Annotated in this window: 19 protein-coding genes; 6 read left to right on the forward strand and 13 right to left on the reverse strand. The window is 67.6% G+C overall.

Features of this window, described 5'->3' with window-relative positions:
- Complete coding sequence (locus ACN0RJ_RS17440; protein WP_417721502.1) at positions 1–1287, reverse strand: DUF3422 family protein; 1287 nt, start codon at positions 1285–1287, stop codon at positions 1–3.
- 348 nt (positions 1288–1635) lie between these two features.
- Here ACN0RJ_RS17440 and purB point away from each other — a divergent pair, with 348 nt between their 5' ends.
- The 4 genes from purB (at position 1636) to ACN0RJ_RS17460 (ending at position 5483) form a co-directional block, all read left to right on the forward strand.
- Positions 1636–2943 (forward strand): adenylosuccinate lyase, encoded by a 1308-nt coding sequence (gene purB, locus ACN0RJ_RS17445; protein WP_417721501.1) that lies wholly within the window; start codon positions 1636–1638, stop codon positions 2941–2943.
- A gap of 185 nt (positions 2944–3128) precedes the next feature.
- Positions 3129–3284 carry an adenylosuccinate lyase gene (locus tag ACN0RJ_RS17450; protein ID WP_417721500.1) on the forward strand — a complete coding sequence of 52 codons (156 nt, stop codon included), beginning with the start codon at positions 3129–3131 and terminating at the stop codon, positions 3282–3284.
- Between the two features lie 126 nt (positions 3285–3410).
- Positions 3411–4466 (forward strand): flagellar motor switch protein FliG, encoded by a 1056-nt coding sequence (locus ACN0RJ_RS17455; protein WP_417725051.1) that lies wholly within the window; start codon positions 3411–3413, stop codon positions 4464–4466.
- A gap of 87 nt (positions 4467–4553) precedes the next feature.
- Positions 4554–5483: a lysophospholipid acyltransferase family protein gene (locus ACN0RJ_RS17460; RefSeq protein ID WP_417725052.1), complete on the forward strand. Its 930-nt coding sequence runs from the start codon at positions 4554–4556 to the stop codon at positions 5481–5483.
- Here ACN0RJ_RS17460 and ACN0RJ_RS17465 read toward each other — a convergent pair.
- Entirely contained in the window at positions 5447–6148 is a 702-nt protein-coding gene (locus tag ACN0RJ_RS17465; RefSeq protein ID WP_417721497.1) for a DUF1223 domain-containing protein, read from the reverse strand. The two genes, ACN0RJ_RS17460 and ACN0RJ_RS17465, sit on opposite strands and share 37 nt — an antisense overlap.
- Before the next feature lie 238 nt (positions 6149–6386).
- On the opposite strand from ACN0RJ_RS17465, the gene acnA reads away from it, so the two are divergent.
- Together acnA and ACN0RJ_RS17475 are read left to right on the forward strand one after the other, a co-directional pair.
- Positions 6387–9158: an aconitate hydratase AcnA gene (gene acnA / locus ACN0RJ_RS17470; RefSeq protein WP_417721496.1), complete on the forward strand. Its 2772-nt coding sequence runs from the start codon at positions 6387–6389 to the stop codon at positions 9156–9158.
- A 213-nt stretch (positions 9159–9371) separates the two neighbouring features.
- Positions 9372–9500 carry a hypothetical protein gene (locus ACN0RJ_RS17475; protein WP_417721495.1) on the forward strand — a complete coding sequence of 43 codons (129 nt, stop codon included), beginning with the start codon at positions 9372–9374 and terminating at the stop codon, positions 9498–9500.
- 117 nt (positions 9501–9617) lie between these two features.
- Here the strand turns inward: ACN0RJ_RS17475 and ACN0RJ_RS17480 are convergent, their stop codons facing one another.
- From ACN0RJ_RS17480 to yajC, 11 genes are all read right to left on the reverse strand, one after another.
- A complete protein-coding gene (locus ACN0RJ_RS17480) occupies positions 9618–10160 on the reverse strand; it encodes a DsbE family thiol:disulfide interchange protein (protein WP_417721494.1) in 543 nt (180 codons plus the stop codon).
- Positions 10153–10311 carry a heme exporter protein CcmD gene (ccmD, locus tag ACN0RJ_RS17485; RefSeq protein ID WP_417721493.1) on the reverse strand — a complete coding sequence of 53 codons (159 nt, stop codon included), beginning with the start codon at positions 10309–10311 and terminating at the stop codon, positions 10153–10155. Before ccmD ends, ACN0RJ_RS17480 begins: the two co-directional genes overlap by 8 nt.
- A complete protein-coding gene (locus ACN0RJ_RS17490; protein WP_417721492.1) occupies positions 10308–11036 on the reverse strand; it encodes a heme ABC transporter permease in 729 nt (242 codons plus the stop codon). The genes ccmD and ACN0RJ_RS17490 overlap by 4 nt, the downstream gene beginning before the upstream one ends.
- 120 nt (positions 11037–11156) lie before the next feature.
- Entirely contained in the window at positions 11157–11693 is a 537-nt protein-coding gene (locus ACN0RJ_RS17495; RefSeq protein ID WP_417725053.1) for a hypothetical protein, read from the reverse strand.
- A complete protein-coding gene (locus tag ACN0RJ_RS17500; protein ID WP_417725054.1) occupies positions 11690–12568 on the reverse strand; it encodes a hypothetical protein in 879 nt (292 codons plus the stop codon). The genes ACN0RJ_RS17495 and ACN0RJ_RS17500 overlap by 4 nt, the downstream gene beginning before the upstream one ends.
- 150 nt (positions 12569–12718) lie before the next feature.
- A complete protein-coding gene (gene ccmB, locus ACN0RJ_RS17505) occupies positions 12719–13375 on the reverse strand; it encodes a heme exporter protein CcmB (protein WP_417721489.1) in 657 nt (218 codons plus the stop codon).
- On the reverse strand, positions 13372–13986 hold the full coding sequence (gene ccmA, locus ACN0RJ_RS17510) for a heme ABC exporter ATP-binding protein CcmA (RefSeq protein WP_417725055.1): 615 nt from the start codon (positions 13984–13986) through the stop codon (positions 13372–13374). Before ccmA ends, ccmB begins: the two co-directional genes overlap by 4 nt.
- A gap of 127 nt (positions 13987–14113) precedes the next feature.
- The gene (locus ACN0RJ_RS17515; RefSeq protein ID WP_417721487.1) at positions 14114–14467 is read right to left on the reverse strand and encodes an Mth938-like domain-containing protein; all 354 of its coding nucleotides are present in this window, start codon (positions 14465–14467) and stop codon (positions 14114–14116) included.
- 317 nt (positions 14468–14784) lie between these two features.
- A complete protein-coding gene (secF, locus tag ACN0RJ_RS17520; protein WP_417725056.1) occupies positions 14785–15756 on the reverse strand; it encodes a protein translocase subunit SecF in 972 nt (323 codons plus the stop codon).
- A 1-nt stretch (position 15757) separates the two neighbouring features.
- Entirely contained in the window at positions 15758–17419 is a 1662-nt protein-coding gene (gene secD, locus ACN0RJ_RS17525; RefSeq protein ID WP_417725057.1) for a protein translocase subunit SecD, read from the reverse strand.
- Between the two features lie 48 nt (positions 17420–17467).
- On the reverse strand, positions 17468–17758 hold the full coding sequence (yajC, locus tag ACN0RJ_RS17530; protein WP_417721484.1) for a preprotein translocase subunit YajC: 291 nt from the start codon (positions 17756–17758) through the stop codon (positions 17468–17470).
- Positions 17759–17762 lie beyond the last annotated feature (4 nt).

Genomic DNA, 17762 nt, shown 5'->3' on the forward strand with positions numbered 1-17762 from the left:
CTACCCCTTCTCGACCGAATGCCGGATGCGCCGGATCATCATCCAGACCAGCAGGATCACCGGCAGCGTCACCAGCGCCGTGAGCATCCCCTTGGACAGCCCCGCCGCCCCGGCCACCGGGTAAAGCAGGTAGGAGGCGAGCGAGACGGCGTAATAGCTGATCGCGACCACCGAAAGGCCCTCGACCGTCTCCTGCAGCTGCAGTTGCGTGCGGGCGCGACGGTCCATGCTTTCAAGCAGTTGCTGGTTCTGTTCCGAGCGTTTCACCTCGACCCGGGTGCGCAGCAGGTCGCCCGCCCGCATCGCCCGCGCCGACATCGCCTCGAGACGCTTCTCGGCGCTCTTGACGGTGCGCATGGCCGGGTCGAAGCGCCGCGCCATGAACTCGCGGAAGGTCTGGCGGCCCTCGAACCGCTCCTCGCGCAGCACCGCGATGCGCTGCGTCACCAGCGCCTCGTAGGCGGCCGTGGCCGACAGCCGGAACGAGGTCTGGGCCGACAGGCTTTCAAGCTCGGACGAGGCGCGCAGCAACGCCTGGAGGGTCTGCTCCTCCGGAGCGTCGACATGGGTCATCAGCGTCATCAGCCGGGTCAGTTCCTCGTCGATCTCGGTCATCCGGGGCGCGACCGCGCCGATCCGGGTGAAGCCCAGCATCGACATGGTCTTGTAGGTCTCGATCTCGCAGATCCGCTGCACCACCCGCCCGACCCGACGCGACCCGACGCCCTGGCTCGCGAAGAGGGCAAAGCGCTGGTGCCCCGCCGGGTCGATGCGGAAATCGCCCGCCGCGATCAGCGCATCGTCCAGCATCCGGCTGACGGCAACGCTTTCGGGCACCATCCATTCGTTGACCAGCGCGTTCGCCTCGCCGTCCGACGCCGGGCGCGGACAGACCCGGATCATTGCCGAGGTCACGCGGGCCCCGGGGGCGGAAACCAGCCAGTCCTCTGGGAAGATCTCGAAATCCGCCGGATCGAAGGGCCGCGCCCCGAGGCCGGGCAAGAAGGCGGTGTAGGTCACGAACTCGGTGTGCTGTTCCCATTTCAGCACCGCCTGCCCGATCTGGCCGGAATAATGCGTCGCCCCCGGCTGCGGATGCGGTGCGCCGTGGCGGTCGAGCAGCGCGACGAGATGCGCAAGATCCCGCGCCCGGTCGCGCGATGCCGCATCCTGCACCTTCTTCACGGCCAGGAACACCGCCCGGCAGGGCACCGTGAGCGACGGAAAGGGCCGCGCATGCAGTTCGTTGGCAAGCTGGTAGCGCAGCGGGTGGTCGTCGATCGGCATCCGTCATGTCCTCGTTTCAAGCCCGCGCGACCCTAGCCGGACCGCGCCCGAAGTAAAGAAGTTTTACCAATATCTTTCAATGCGTTACAGGGATACAAACGTATACAGTGCCGCGCCCTGCGCAAGTCCTGCAATATCAGCGGCTTGCCGCGCCGCGCCGCGCAACGACCGGGCCCGCGACACTTGGTCCGCCCCGGCGCGCCCGGGGGCGGATGGCTTTAGCGCCCCGGCACGCCGCGCCCCTGCCGCCCGCGCGCCCCCGCAGGCCGGGCGCGACCCTTGCCGCGCTGGCCCGCGCGGCTTATGACGCGCGCGACACCCGAGCCATTCCACCGAAGGACGCTGCCGATGATCCCCCGTTACGCCCGCCCCGAGATGACCGCGATCTGGGACCCCGCCACCAAGTTCCGCATCTGGTACGAGATCGAAGCCCATGCCTGCGACGCGCAGGCCGACCTGGGCGTGATCCCGCGCGAAAGCGCCGAGGCCGTATGGAAGGCGAAGGACGTGGAATTCGATGTTGCGCGCATCGACGAGATCGAGGCCGTCACCAAGCATGACGTCATCGCCTTCCTGACCCACCTCGCCGAGCACATCGGCTCGACCGAGGCGCGTTTCGTGCACCAGGGCATGACCAGCTCGGACGTGCTCGACACCACGCTCAACATCCAGCTCGTGCGCGCCACCGACCTGCTGCTGGCGGATATGGACAAGCTGCTCGCCGCGCTGAAGAAGCGGGCCTACGAACACAAGGACACCGTCCGCATCGGGCGCAGCCACGGCATCCACGCCGAGCCGACCACCATGGGCCTGACCTTCGCGCGCTTCTACGCCGAGATGGACCGCAACAAGAACCGCCTCGAAAAGGCCCGCTGGGAAGTGGCGACGGGCGCGATCTCGGGTGCGGTCGGCACCTTTGCCAACATCGATCCGGCGGTCGAGGAACACGTCTGCGAAAAGCTCGGTCTGCGGCCCGAGCCGATCTCGACGCAGGTCATCCCGCGCGACCGCCACGCGATGTATTTCGCAACGCTCGGCGTGATCGCCTCGTCGATCGAGAACGTCGCCACCGAAATCCGCCACATGCAGCGCACCGAGGTGCTGGAGGCGGAGGAGTTCTTCTCGGCCGGCCAGAAGGGCTCGTCCGCGATGCCGCACAAGCGCAACCCCGTGCTGACCGAAAACCTGACCGGCCTCGCCCGGCTGGTGCGCTCGGCGGTGGTGCCGGCGCTCGAGAACGTGGCGCTCTGGCACGAACGCGACATCTCGCATTCCTCGGTGGAGCGCGGGATCGGGCCGGATGCGACGATCCACCTCGACTTCGCCCTGAACCGGCTGGCCGGGGTCATCGAGAAGATGGTCGTCTATCCGGAGAACATGCTGGCGAACATGAACAAGTTCAAAGGCCTGGTGATGTCGCAGCGGGTGCTTCTGGCCCTGACGCAGGCCGGGGTGAGCCGCGAGGACGCCTATCGCCTGGTGCAGCGCAACGCCATGAAGGTCTGGGAAGAGGGTGCGGATTTCCGGACCGAGCTTCTGGCCGATGCCGAGGTGACCGCGGCGCTGTCGCCGGCGGAAATCGAGGAGAAGTTCGACCTCGGCTACCACACCAAGCACGTGGACACGATCTTTGCCCGGGTGTTCGGCGCGGATTGAGCCGTCGCGGGGGCGCTGCCCCCGTCCGCCTTGCGGACTCCCCCGGGATATTTCCGGCCAGAAGATGCCGGGGTTTGCGGCGGCCTGCCCGCTCTCGGTTTCGTGAGGGGGCGCGGGCGCGGGATTCTTTTTGCCGTAGCGTCAAGCCGTGCTACCTTTGCGGCATTCCACATGGAGGACGCAAGATGACGATCAAGATGCTTCTGACCGCCGCCGCCCTCGTGGCGGCGCCGATCGCTGCCGGTGCGGCCTGCCTCGGTCACAGCGAGGCCGGCATGACCTGTGCCGCCGGAACCGTGTTCGATGCCGAAAGCGGAACCTGCAAGGTGGTCTCGGGCTGAGCGCCCGAAATCTGCCGGAAACGGGGGGCGGCCTTGCGGGCCGCCCTTGTTATTTCGGGGGAATGATCAGGCTTCGTTAACCTCGTCGCGCTAGCTCTGTCGGAGGACGATCCACGGAGCCTGAAGATGTCGAATCTCACACCGATTGCCGCCCTGCCAGGTCCGGTGCGGGTCGGGCGCCCGCCGCTGACGCGCCGCGCGAAGGCGGCGATCGTCGTGCAGTTCCTGCTGAACGAGGGGGCGGATGTGCCCCTGTCCTCGCTGCCGGAGGATCTGCAATCGGAGCTGACGATGCAGCTCGGCCGGATGCGCTACATCGACCGCGAAACGCTGAACGCGGTGATCGAGGAATTCTCGAACGAGCTGGAATCGGTCGGCATGGCCTTTCCCGGCGACATGGCCGGGGCGCTGAACGCGCTCGACGGCAAGATCAGCCACCGCACCGCGCTGCGCCTGCGCAAGGAGGCGGGGGTGCGCCAGACCGGCGATCCCTGGGAGCGGATCAACAAGCTGTCGGAGGATCGCCTGCAGCAGCTCGTGCTGGGCGAGGCGACGGAGGTCGCGGCGGTGATGATGTCGAAGATCGAAACGGCGAAGGCGGCAAAGGTGCTGGCCCGCCTGCCCGGCGACAAGGCGCGGCGGATCAGCTACGCGATTTCGATGACGTCGGGCGTGAGCCCGGAAGCGGTCGACCGCATCGGGCTGTCGCTGGCGGCGCAACTGGATGCCGAACCGCCCAGGGCCTTCGAAAAGCGCCCGGACGAGCGGGTCGGCGCGATCCTCAACTACGCCGCCTCCGCCAAGCGCGACGAGGTTCTGGAGGGGCTGGAGGAGACGGACAAGGATTTCGCCGAGGCGGTGCGCCGGGCGATCTTCACCTTTGCCAACATCCCCGACCGGCTGAAGAAGATCGACATTCCCAAGATCACCCGCGACGTGCCTGCCGATGTCCTGACCCAGGCCATTGCCGCCGCCACCGGGGAGGCGGATCTGCGGGCGGCGGAGTTCCTGCTGGAGAACATGTCGAAGCGGATGGCCGGCTCCATCCGCGAGGAGGCGGCGGGCATGAGCGTCAAGGGCAAGAAGGGCGAGGCGGCGATGGGGGCCGTGGTCTCGGCCATTCGCGACCTGGTCAATTCCGGGGAAATCGACCTGCGGAGCGACGACGACGACGAGGAATGATCGGGCCCGGCCGCCTCTGCGACGCCCGAGGGTTGTGCCGCGGCGGGGGCGGTCCTATTTCTGGCTCCGGACGATACGGAGACCGGGGTGAGCGACACCAGGGACAGGGAGCGCGGCGGCCGCAGGGACTGGCTGTCGGACAGGGTGTTGCGCGGCTTCATCGCGGCGGCGCTGGCGCTTCCGGCCGGGTTGCGCGGCCGGCTCATGGGCGGGCTGGTGTCGCGGGTGATCGCGCCGCTGGCCGGGTATCGCGCGCGGGCGCTGGAGAATCTCGGCCACGTCTGGCCGGAGATGCCGGAGACGGAGCGGCGCGCGATCGCACGGCAGGTCGCCGACAACGCCGGTCGCACGATGATCGAGAATTACGACATTCCGGGTCTGCTGGCGCGGATGAAGGACACGCCGATCCGGGGCGAGGGCCTTGCCGCGATGGACCGGGCCCGCGCCGAGGGGCGCCCGATCCTCTTCGTCACGGGGCATTTCGGCAATTTCGAAGCGCCCCGCGCGGCGCTTGTGGCGCGCGGCTGGCGGATCGGCGGCCTCTACCGGCCGATGGCGAACCCCTATTTCAACGCCCACTACGCCGCCAACATGCATGCTCTGTCCGACCCGGTCTTCGAACAGGGACGGCGCGGCACGATGGGTTTGCTGAAGCATATCCGCGACGGCGGCATGGGGGTGCTGCTGTTCGATGTCTACGACAGTGCCGGCGTCCCCATCGACTTTCTCGGCCAGCCCGCGCCGACGCTGACCTCTGCCGCCGAGATCGCGGTGAGGACCGGCGCCCTGTTCGTGCCCTTCTTCGGGATACGGAAGGCGGATGGGGTCAGCTTCGACGCCGTGTTCGAGGCGCCCATCCCGCACGGCGATCCCGCCGAGATGATGACCGAGGCGACGCGCCGGCTCGAGGCGCGGATCCGGGAGCATCCCGGCCAGTGGTTCTGGATTCACCGTCGCTGGAAATGGCGGCGGCAGGCGCGTCAGCGGGCGCGCGCCGCGGCGACGACCGGGCCGTAGCCCGCTTCCTGGATCATCACGACGACCGGGTCGTCCCCGGCGATGGAGACCCGCATGTCGAGGGTCGAGCGGCCGTCCCATTCGCCCAGCACCTGCCAGCCGTGGGCGATGTTGGTGTAGGTGATGCTGCGCCCGGCGTTTTCGCCGTCCAGGATGTCGACCTTCTTTTCCGGGGCGTAGCGCACCAGTTGCACCAGCGTTTCGGGCAGACGTTCGAGGGGCACGGCGTGGATCACCAGATCGCCGCCCTCGCGCTTCAGGGTCAGCTTCACGCGGTCCGGCGCCTCGGAGGCGATGCGAATCGCGTCGACCACCTTCATCGGGCGCGAGCCGACCACGTCGAACCGGCCGTCGATCATCATCTGAGGCGTGTAGACCGAGCGGCGCTTGGCGGCGCGCGCGTACCCCTTCTGCCGCTTGGTGAAGGCCGGATCGGCAAAGCCGTCCTTCCAGCCGATGTAATCCCAGTAATCCACGTGCAGCGCCAGCGGGATGACATCCTCGCGTCCGCGCAGTTCGGCCAGCACCTGATCCGCCGCCGGACAGGAGGAACAGCCCTGCGAGGTGAACAGCTCCACGATGACCGGGTTTTCGTCGGACTGTGCCTGAACGGCGCCGGCCATGGCCATCAGGAACGGTGCAATGGCCCGGGTGAGTCGCGTCATGTGATCGGAAATCCCTGTCTTCGTCCCCATCCGGGGTAGCGAAGCGCGAATGAAATGACCAATCAAGGTTTTGCGAGAGGCGGTGATGCCGTGCGATGAGGCATGTGCCCCATCGGCACCGCGTTTTGTATTCAACGGTATACAAAAAACCGCTCACCCCTCTTGAATGGCGGTGCAGCATCGGGCAGATAGCAGGGGTGCAATCCCCTTTTCTCCAGCTATTGCAAGGGAGCCAGACATGCCCATCGTCGTCGGCCAGGACACCTCCAGCACACGCAAGACTCTTGAGGTGAACGGCAAAACCTACGCTTACTATTCCATCCCTGCCGCCGAGGCCGCGGGTCTGGGCGAGTTTTCGAACCTCCCCGCCGCCCTCAAGGTGGTGCTGGAGAACATGTTGCGGTTCGAGGACGGCAAGACCGTCTCGGTGGACGACATCAAGGCATTCTCCGACTGGGGCAAGAACGGCGGCAAGGGCGATCGCGAACTCGCCTATCGTCCCGCCCGCGTGCTGATGCAGGACTTCACCGGCGTTCCCGCCGTGGTCGACCTTGCCGCGATGCGCGACGGCATCAAGGCGCTGGGGGGCGATCCGCAGAAGATCAACCCGCTTAACCCGGTCGACCTGGTCATCGACCACTCGGTGATGATCGACGAATTCGGCAACCCGCGCGCCTTCCAGATGAACGTGGACCGCGAATACGAGCGCAACATCGAGCGTTACCAGTTCCTGAAGTGGGGCCAGTCGGCGTTCAACAACTTCCGCGTCGTGCCCCCCGGCACCGGCATCTGCCACCAGGTGAACCTCGAGTATCTGGCCCAGACCGTCTGGACCGACACCGATCAGGACGGCGCCGAAGTCGCCTATCCCGACACGCTGGTCGGCACCGACAGCCACACCACCATGGTCAACGGCGCCGCCGTTCTGGGCTGGGGTGTCGGCGGGATCGAGGCCGAAGCCGCGATGCTGGGTCAGCCGATCTCCATGCTCATCCCCGAGGTCGTCGGCTTCGAGCTGACCGGCGCGATGATGGAAGGCACCACCGGCACCGACCTCGTGCTCAAGGTGGTCGAGATGCTGCGCGCCAAGGGCGTGGTCGGCAAGTTCGTCGAATTCTTCGGCGCGGGCCTCGACAACCTGCCGCTGGCGGATCGTGCGACCATCGCCAACATGGCACCGGAATACGGCGCGACCTGCGGCTTCTTCCCGATCGACGCGGAAACCCTGCGCTACATGGAAATGTCCGGCCGCGACACCGACCGCATCGCGCTGGTCGAAGCCTATGCCAAGGCCAACGGCTTCTGGCGCGGCGCCGATTACGCGCCGGTCTACACCGACACGCTCACGCTCGACATGGGCACCATCGTGCCCGCGATCTCGGGCCCCAAACGCCCGCAGGATTACATCGCGCTGGACAAGGCCGCATCGGCATTCTCCAAGTACATCAGCGGCTTGCGCAGCGCGGCAGAACCGTCGGCCAAGTCCGAGGTGCGTTGGGAAGGTGAAGGCGGCGCGCCCGAGCCCCGCGACATCCCCGGCAACGAAGGCCACCACAAGTCGGGCTACTACACGACCGACGACGGCGCCTATCAGTTGCACGACGGCTCCATCGTGATCGCCTCGATCACCTCCTGCACCAACACCTCGAACCCCTACGTGATGATCGGCGCCGGCCTCGTGGCCCGCAAGGCGCGCGCGCTCGGCCTGACCCGCAAGCCCTGGGTCAAGACCTCGCTCGCCCCCGGTTCGCAGGTCGTGTCTGCCTATCTGGAGGCGGCAAACCTCCAGGAGGATCTCGACGCCATCGGCTTCAACCTCGTGGGTTACGGCTGCACCACCTGCATCGGCAACTCCGGCCCGCTGGATGCCCCGATCTCCAAGGCGATCAACGATTACGACCTCGTGGCGACCTCGATCCTGTCGGGCAACCGCAACTTCGAAGGCCGGATCAGCCCCGACGTGCGCGCCAACTACCTCGCCTCCCCGCCCCTCGTGGTGGCCTACTCGCTGGTCGGTGACATGAACGTGGACATCACCACGGAGCCGCTCGGCCAGGACAAGGACGGCAACGACGTCTACCTCAAGGACATCTGGCCGACCTCCAAGGAAGTCGCGGACCTGGTCGAACGGACCGTGACCCGCAAGTCCTTCCAGGAGAAATACGCCGACGTCTTCAAGGGCGACGAAAAGTGGCAGGGCGTCGAAGTCAACGGCGGCGAAACCTACGACTGGCCGGCGACCTCGACCTACGTGCAGAACCCGCCCTATTTCCAGGGCATGGGCAAGGAGCCGGGCGTGATCTCCAACATCACCGGCGCGCGCGTGCTGGCGGTGCTGGGCGACATGATCACCACCGACCACATCTCGCCCGCGGGCTCGTTCAAGGACACCACCCCCGCCGGCAAGTACCTTGTCGAGCGTCAGGTGCCCGTGCGGGAGTTCAACTCCTACGGCTCGCGCCGCGGCAACCACGAAGTGATGATGCGCGGCACCTTCGCCAACATCCGCATCAAGAACGAGATGCTGGACGGCGTCGAGGGCGGCTACACCAAGGGCCCGGACGGCGCGCAGACCTCGATCTACGAGGCCGCCATGGCCTACCAGGACGCCGGCACCCCGCTGGTGATCTTCGGTGGCGAGCTCTACGGCGCGGGTTCGTCCCGCGACTGGGCGGCCAAGGGCACGGCGCTGCTGGGCGTGAAGGCGGTCGTCGCGGAAAGCTTCGAGCGCATCCACCGCTCGAACCTCGTCGGCATGGGCGTCATCCCGTTCGAGTTCACCGGCGACGACACCCGCGAGACGCTGGGCCTGACCGGCATGGAAACGGTCGACATCACCGGCCTCGACGACGTGAAGCCCGGTCAGATGACCCCCTGCACCATCACCTTCGAGGACGGCTCCACCAAGGAGATCACCCTCAAGTGCCGGATCGACACCGCGATCGAGCGTGAATACGTGGAGCATGGCGGCGTCCTGCACTACGTGCTGCGCAACCTCGCCGCCGCCTGACCGCGGCACGGCGCGCCCGTCGGCGCGCCGGTCCTGACAAGAGACCGTCGCCGGGGGCCCGAGGCTCCCGGCGATTGCCGTTCCGCCCGCCCCGCGCGCCGCCCGCATGGGCAAGAAGGCGCGCATCGGCGCAGGCCCCGCAGGCGCGCCCTTCAAATCCGGCGGCGCCTGCCCCATCTCGACCCTTCACGCTGCCAACAGCCCGAGGCGAAGATGAAGATACTGACATTGATCCAGGCGGCCACGCTGGTGGTCCTCGCCGTGATCGGCGCCTATGCCGGGCAGGACGAGGCCGCGCTCGACTGCACCTCGACCCTGCTGTCCGAAAGCTGCAACCGCTGAGCGGCGCCGCCGGCCACGGTCGCCGCGCCCGCCCTCCGCGTCAGCTCTCCACACGCGCCGAGCCGGCTGCCAAAGGCGGCCGGAGAGACAGGCTGCGCGCGTCAGCGCCCTTTCGGATCAGCGCCCCAGCGCCTCGTGCAGCGCGGGCAGGAAGCGTTTCTCGTAGACCGTGCCCACCATCGGGCCGACCAGCTTGAACACCACCGTGCCCTCTCCGTCGACGATGAAGGTCTCGGGCGGGCCGGTCACGCCCCAGTCGATGCCCGCGCGGCCCTGCGGATCGTAGGCCACGCCGACAAAGGGCGAGCCGTCCTCGGTCAGGTATCCCGCCGCGTCGTCCTGGCGGTCCTTGTAGTTCACCCCGACGATCCGCACCCCTTCGGCCTGCAGTTCCAGCAGCTTCGGATGCTCGGCCCGGCAGGGCGGGCACCAGCTTGCCCAGAAGTTCACCACCGTCACCTCGCCGCTCCGCAGATCGGCATCGCTCACCGGAGGAAATCCGGCCAGCGTCTCGGCGGGCAGCGCCGGGGCCTGCTTGCCGAGGAAGGTCGAGGGCAGATCTTCCGGGTTCTCGCGCTGCATCCCGAAATAGGCCATCACCGCGAAGGCGGCAAAGATCACCGGGGGCAGGATCATCAGCGGTGACAGGCGTCTAGCCATCGGTCGTTCTCCGTCCTTCGATGCGGTCGAGCTGGGCGCGCACGCGCCGCGCACGTGCCACGCTGACCACCACCAGCGCCACGATCAGCCCCAAGCTCACCCCGTAGGAGGCGAGCACCGCAAAGGCATATTTTCCGAGGTCCGGCATCATGCCCGTCTCTCCCGTGCCAGCAGCGCCCGGCCCCGCCGCGCGCGAATTTCGGTCTGTGTGCGCAGGAAGACCAGCGCCACGAACAAAAGAACGAAGCCCGCGATGCAGACCAGCAGCGGCAGCCAGAACACGTCGGCCACGTTCTCTTCCTTGTCCATCGACAGCGAGGCGCCCTGGTGCAGGCCCTGGTTCCAGAACAGCACCGCATAGCGCGACAGCAGCGCAAAGACCGACCCCACGAGGCAGAGGATCGAGGTCAGGTCGGCCGCGGTGTCGTCATTCTCGATCGCCGACCACAGCGCCATGTAGCCGAGGTAGAACAGGAACAGGATGAGGAAGGAGGTCAGGCGCGGGTCCCACGCCCACCAGGTGCCCCACATCGGCTGTCCCCAGAGCGCGCCGGTCGCCAGCGCGATGACCGTCATCACCGCTCCCACCGGCGCCGCCGCCCGCGCCGCCAGCGCCGAGACATGGTGGCGCCGCACGATCCAGATCAGCGAGGCGACCAGCATCATGATCCAGGCATTGATCGCCATCAGCGCGGCGGGCACGTGCAGGTAGATGATCTTGACCGTCGATCCCTGCCGGTAGTCGTCGGGGGTGAAGAAGAACCCCCAGACCAACCCGGCAACGAGGCACAGCACCGCCAGCACCGACACCCAGGGCAGGACGATGTCCGTGGTGCGGATGAACTTGACAGGGTTGGCGTATTCCCAGATCGACATGGCTTTCCCCTAGCCCAGAAGCCCCACCGTTACACTTCAAATCCTCGACAGGTGCAATGCGCGCGGGCGTCGCAAGGGCGTGCCCGTCCGCAGACCATGGTCGGATGGACAGGGCGGCGCTCAGCCCTGCTGCAACGGGGCGATGATCTCGTGCAGGCGCAGCTCGATCCGCCGGAACCGCTGGAGGGGGCCGAGGTCGGGGCGCATGCGCGAGCGCAGCGCGCTGCCCTGCACCGCGACCGAATGCCGGCACCCCGGAAGCTCCAGCACGAGGTGGCTCGTGCTCGCATCCGCCACCGCGCCGACGACCACGCCGCCGCGCGCATCGGGCAGCGGCGTCGACAGCGCGGTGTCGAGCGCCGCCGTGTCGATCTCCGGCAGCGCCTCGTCCCGCACCATGGTGTCGAGCAGTTCCGCCAGCGCCGCGCGCGTCATCGCGCCCCGGCGGACCTCTTCGCCGAGCCGCACTGCGACCGCACCGTCGGAATCGATTTCGAGCAGGGGCGGTGTCCTCGGACCGTCGCCCCGGGTGACATCATAGCGCAGCACGCTCAGCCCCTGCCCCGGCGGCGGCAGGTCCGGACAACCGGCACCCGCCCCCGTGGCACAAAGCAGGGCCGCGAGGCTCAACCCGGCGGCAAGGGCCGGCAGCCTCACGCTGCCGCGCGCCGACGCCGTGCGGACACCGCGCCGAGCCCCGCCAGGCCGATCAGGCTGAACACCATCGCCGCGGGCAGCGGCACGGTCGAGACGGGATCGGTCACGACCGTCGTGTAGCCGATGTCGGCAAACGAGGCGATCGTGGTCGCCGACACCGTCGTCGCGGCAAAGGGCGCATCCGCGGCCGCGGTCGGATTGCCGATCAGCCCCGTCATGATGTCGAGAGAGCCGCCCGCGAATGTCGCTTCGTCCCAGTGCCCGTTCGCCGTGCCCGGGCCGAAATCCAGTTCAACCGGCACGTAGCTGGTCGACAGCCCGAATTCGAGATTGTAGGCCAGCAGCGCGTAACTGCCGGTATATTGCCCGGTGCCGTCGGTGTAGACGCTCTGCGTTCCCGCGAAGCTGCTGCTGTAGACGATCGGGTTCCACAGCGTGCCGAAGCCGATCACATGCGCCATCTCGTGCACGATCACGTCGAAGAGGATCCCCGAACTTTCCATGTTCGCGATATCGGCGGAATCGAAATTCATGTTGCCGCTCAGCGCATAGGTGTAATCCTGCGGCGCGCCGTTGGTCCGGGCGATGGTCGACGGCCCCGCGCTGCCCAGCACGCCGCCGACCCCGTCATCGGGCGCGGAATCCGCCGAGATCTGCAGCGCCGGAAGCGCGAGATCGTAGCGGTTGCCGGTGATCATCGTCTCCCAGAAGAGTTCGGCGTCGGTAAAGACCGATTGCTGCGACACGGACAGCCCGCTGCCGAAGCTCACCTGGATGTCGAAGGGATTGTTGATCGTCGCCGCGAGGGCCGCCCCGCCAGACAGGAACGCGCCTGTCATCGCGGCAAGGGCCATGAGCCGGGAACCGGAGTGCATTTCCGTGTGATCCTCCTGCAAGGCGGGCACGGACTGTCCCCGACACCTTCCGCCGAAGGCTAGCCTCCGCCGCGCGCGGCGACAACAGGTCTTTGCATCTGCAGGCATTTTCCGGTCCCGACCATGTCCGCGCCGGGTCTGCGGGCGGTCTCAGCGCAGGTTGATCCGCAGCACGGCGGCACTGGCGAAGGGCAGCAGGGCGACGGCGCCGCAGCTGATCCCGGCCAGCATCAGCAGCGGCGTCTGGACGGCCAGCCCCTCGGCACCGCGCCGCGCGACCTCGGCCCCGAAGATCAGCGTCGGCACGTAAAGCGGCAGCACCAGCAGCGACAACAGCAGCCCGCCGCGCTTCAGCCCGACGGTCAGCGCCGCGCCGAAGGTGCCGATGACCGACAGCGCCGGGGTCCCGAGCGCGAGCGACACCAGCAGCCAGAGGTAGCCCCCGGGGGCGAGGGTCAGCAGCACCCCGAGAACCGGCGCGGCCAGCACCAGCGGCAGGCCGGTGGTGATCCAGTGCGCCAGCGCCTTGACCGTGACGATGCCCTCCATCGGCAGCGGTGCGGTGGCCAGCAGGTCCAGCGATCCGTCCTCGCGGTCGAGCGCGAATATCCGGTCGAGCGACAGCAGGCAGGCCAGCAGCGCCCCGATCCACAGGATGCCCGGCGCGATCCGCGACAACAGCGCCGTTTCGGGGCCGACCCCGAGCGGCACGAGAACCACCACGATCAGAAAGAAGGCCAGCCCGAGGCCGAAGCCGCCCCCGGCCCGCACCGCAAGCCGCAGATCCCGGACCAGCAGCGCGATCACAGGAAGGCCTCGTCCTGCACGGCGACCCTCGGCGCGGCGCGGTAGGGGGTGACGTCCAGCACCTCGGCTTCGGCAAGGCCGAGGTCGATATGGGTGGCCAGCAGGGCCGATCCGCCCTGCCCCAGGTGACGCCGCACCGCCGCCGCGAACAGCGCGACCGACCCGGCATCGAGCGACACCGTGGGTTCGTCCAGCACCCAGACCGGGCGCCCCGTCACCATCAGCCGGGCCAGCCCCAGCCGGCGCTTCTGACCGGCGGAGAGCGTGCCCGCCGCCCGGTCCTCGAGCCCGGCCAGATCGAAGCTTTCCAGCGCTCCGGCAATGTCCGAGGTGCCGAAGACCTGCGCCCAGAACCGCAGGTTCTCGGTCACGCTCAGCATGGTCTTCAAACCGTCGGAATGCGCGGCATAGGCGATGCGCTCGCCCGCGCCCACGATGCTGCCCGACAGCGCCGGTTGCAGCCCGGCGACGGTGCGCAGCAGGGTCGTCTTGCCCGATCCGTTCGCGCCGCGCAGCACCAGCGCGCGCTCCGGCCCGAGATCGAAACCGATCCCCTCCAACACCGGCACACCCCCACGGGCCACCGCCAGATCGCGCACTTTCAGATCCATGCCCCCGCTTACCGCAGCACCGCAGGCCGCGGAAGCGCCAAAAGCGCACAGCCCGGCCGCCCGCACCCGGCAAGCGGCTTCTTCTTGTCGAAAATACGCAAACCCGACCGCGCCGTCCGGGCCAAGGTCAGACCGGAAGCACCGCCAGCGCCACGCGGCGGCCCTCGGCGAGCAGCACGTTGTAGGTCCGGCAGGCGGAGGGAGAGTTCATCACCTCGACCCCGACCCCGGCCTCTTCGAGGCGGCTGACCAGGCTGCGCGGCAGATGCGCGATCTCGCCCCCGGTGCCGACGAAGAGCACGTCGATCTGACCGGCGAGCGCGACGAGCGTGTCCTCGTCCGCAAGCCCGCCCCAGGGCTTCGCGCCCTCCCAGGACAGGCACAGCGGCCCGTCCATCGGCTTGCCGCCGATGCGGAAGAACCCCGGTCCGTACCCTTCGACCGGCAAGGCATCACTGTAGTTTATTTCGTTCATCCGCATGGTCATCCCCTGATCCCATACAGGCGGTCCCGGAAGGAGCCGCGATTTGACCTCGACCTGTTCCGCAGCGCGGCATTCCCCTGGCGCGCGCGACGGCGTCCGCCGTTCCCATCTCACGGTTACCGACAATATGGCAAAAACTGTTGGAATCCAAGGATAATAGGAGCCGAGGTTAACGCCTGCCATACATCCATTGGTCGGAACCGGCCCCGCGCGGGGCCGTCCTTTGCCGTAACATTCGGATCGCATTCACCTTTTTTCGCCGCACTGCGGCAAAAAGGTATACCATGAACCCGTTGCCGGGCGGCGCGGCCGGATCAGACCTTGGCGCCGCCGGGCGCGGCTTCGGTCTCCGCCTCGGGCTTGGTCCAGTCACGCTTGACGCCGAGCCAGAGCAGGATGGCCGAGGCCACGAAGATCGACGAATAGGTGCCGACGAAGACGCCCCAGATCATCGCGAAGACGAAGCCCCGGATCACGTCGCCGCCCAGCACGTAGAGCGCCACCAGCGCCAGCATCGTGGTGAGAGAGGTCATGATGGTCCGGCTCAGCGTCTCGTTGATCGAGAGGTTCAGCACCTCCTTCAGCGGGCGCTTCTTGTATTTGACGAGGTTCTCGCGGACCCGGTCGAAGACCACCACCGTATCGTTCAGCGAATAGCCGACGATGGTCAGCAGCGCCGCGATGATGGCGAGGTCGAAGCGGATCTGCACCTCGGAGAACACCCCGATGGTCAGCACCACGTCATGCACCAGCGCCAGCACGGCGCCCAGCGCGAACTGCCATTCGAAGCGCAGCCAGATGTAGACCAGCACGGCGAGGATCGACAGGCCGACGGCGAGGAAGGCGGTCCAGATCAGCTCTCCCGAGACCTTGGGCCCGACGCTCTCGACCGAGATGAAGCGGATGTCGGGCGACACGCCCTGCAGCGCGGCCTCGACCGCGGCGATGGTCTCGGGCGTCACCGCTTCCTGATCGTCCTGCGCCTGGATGCGCACCATTGCGACGTTCTTGTCCGGACCGAAGGAGGGGTCGAAGACCTCGGAGATCACCGTGTCCCCCAGCCCCAGCGCCGACATCGCGTCGCGATAGGCGCCGACGTCGACCGTCTGCGCGCTCTCGGTGCGGATCGTCGTGCCGCCGCGGAAGTCGATGCCGTAGTTCAGCCCGCGCAGGCCGAAGCTTGCCAGCGCCAGCAGGATCATGACCCCCGAAATGCCGAGCCACATCTTCCAGTGCTTGAAGAAGTCGAAGCTCGTATCGTCCTTGACCAGTCTCAGGCGGCGCATGTTAGACCTCGATCGTTCTGGGGCGGCGGCGTTCGAACCAGATCACGATCATCAGCCGCGTCACCCAGATCGCGGTGAAGACCGATGTCACGATGCCGAGGCCGAGCGTGATGGCGAATCCGCGCACGGGACCGGAGCCCATGACATAGAGGATGACCGCCGTGATGATGGTGGTGAGGTTGGCGTCCACGATGGCCGAAAGCGCCTTTTCGTAGCCGAGCTCGATGGCTCGGGCCGGGCCGCGCGCCGTCTTCAGTTCCTCGCGGATGCGTTCGAAGATCAGCACGTTGGCGTCGACCGCCATGCCGACCGTCAGCACGATGCCCGCGATCCCCGGCAGGGTCAGCGTCGCGCCGATGAGCGACAGCATTCCGAACATCAGCCCGATGTTGAGGATCAGCGCCACGTTGGCAAAGACCCCGAACAGCCCGTAGGTGAAGAACATGAAGGCCAGCACCAGCGCGAAGGCGACGCCGGTCGCCAGCTTGCCGGCCTCGATGCTGTCCTGCCCCAGTTCCGGACCGATGGTCCGCTCTTCGAGGAAATCCATCCCCGCGGGCAGGGCCCCGGCGCGCAGCAGCACGGCGAGGTTCGTCGCCTCCTCCACGGTGAAGTTGCCGGTGATGATGCCCGATCCGCCGGCGATGTGCGACTGGATCACCGGGGCCGAAATGACCTCCTCGTCCAGCACGATGGCGAAGGGGTTGCCGATGTTGGCGGCGGTGTAGTCGCCGAACTTGCGCGCACCCGACGGGTTGAACCGGAAGCTGACCGCCGGGCGGCCGTTCTGGTCGAACGACGGCTGGGCGTCCACCAGTTCCTCGCCGGTCACGACGGGGGCGGTTTCCAGCACGTAGTAGGTCCCCTGCTCGTCGAGCGAGGGCAGGACCTCGTTGCCGACCCCGGCCGAGGTTTCGGCGTCCGAGGTCCGGCTCACCACCGGCTGGAAGGTCAGTTGCGCCGTGGTGCCGATGATGTCCTTGAGTTCGGCGGCCGAGCCGACGCCCGGCACCTGGATCAGGATGCGGTCGGTGCCCTGGCGCTGGATCGTCGGTTCGCGGGTGCCGACCTCGTCGATGCGGCGGCGGATGATCTCCAGCGACTGCTGCATCGTGCGTTCGTCGGTGGCGCGCTGTTCGGCCTCCGACAGGGTCACGACGATATCGCTGCCCTGCCCCGCGACCTCGATGTCGGAGGTTCCGGCCCCGGTGAGCGACACCACCGGCTGCGCCAGCCCCCGCACCAGTTCCAGCGCGCGGGTCATGCCCTCGGGGTTGGAGATCCGCACCCGAAGCTCGCCCGGCTGCGAGGGTTGCAGGCGCACGGTGCCCACGGTCTCGCGTTCGGGGCGCAGCACGTCGCGCAGGTCGGGCCAGAGCGCATCCATCCGCGCCTTGTAGACATCGGCGACCTTGACCTCGGCCAGCAGATGCGCCCCGCCCCGCAGGTCGAGCCCGAGGTTCACCAGGTTCGACGGCATCCAGGACGGCCAGGCCGCGGCCTGCGCCTCGCGCTCGGGCGTCGCGCCCGATGCCTCGATCGCCTTCACGGCGTCGTTATGCTGTTCGACCCGCGAGTAGAACAGGTTCGGAGACGCCAGCACGAGGCCCGCGACAACCAGCGCCCAGATGAGGACGCGTTTCCAGAGGTCGATCTGAAGCATGAACGGAGCGCCCTTGCGGCTGCTTGGTCTGGGTCGGTCGGGAGTGGATCAGCTCTCGGCGGCGGGTTCGGTCTTGGAGATCACCTGCGCGATGGTGTTCTGCACCACGCGAACCTTGACGCCCTCGGCCAGCTCGACCTCGACCTCGTTGTTCTCCTTGACCTTGGAGACCTTGCCGATCAGGCCGCCCTGCGTGACCACCTGGTCGCCCCGACGCAGCGCGCTCACCATCTTCTGGTGCTCCTTGACCTTCTTCTGCTGCGGACGGATCAGCAGGAAATACATGATCGCGAAGATCAGGATCAGGGGGACGAACTGTGCGATTGCGCTGCCTTCCATGGGC

Source organism: Salipiger sp., assembly GCF_048261495.1.
Lineage (GTDB): Bacteria > Pseudomonadota > Alphaproteobacteria > Rhodobacterales > Rhodobacteraceae > Salipiger.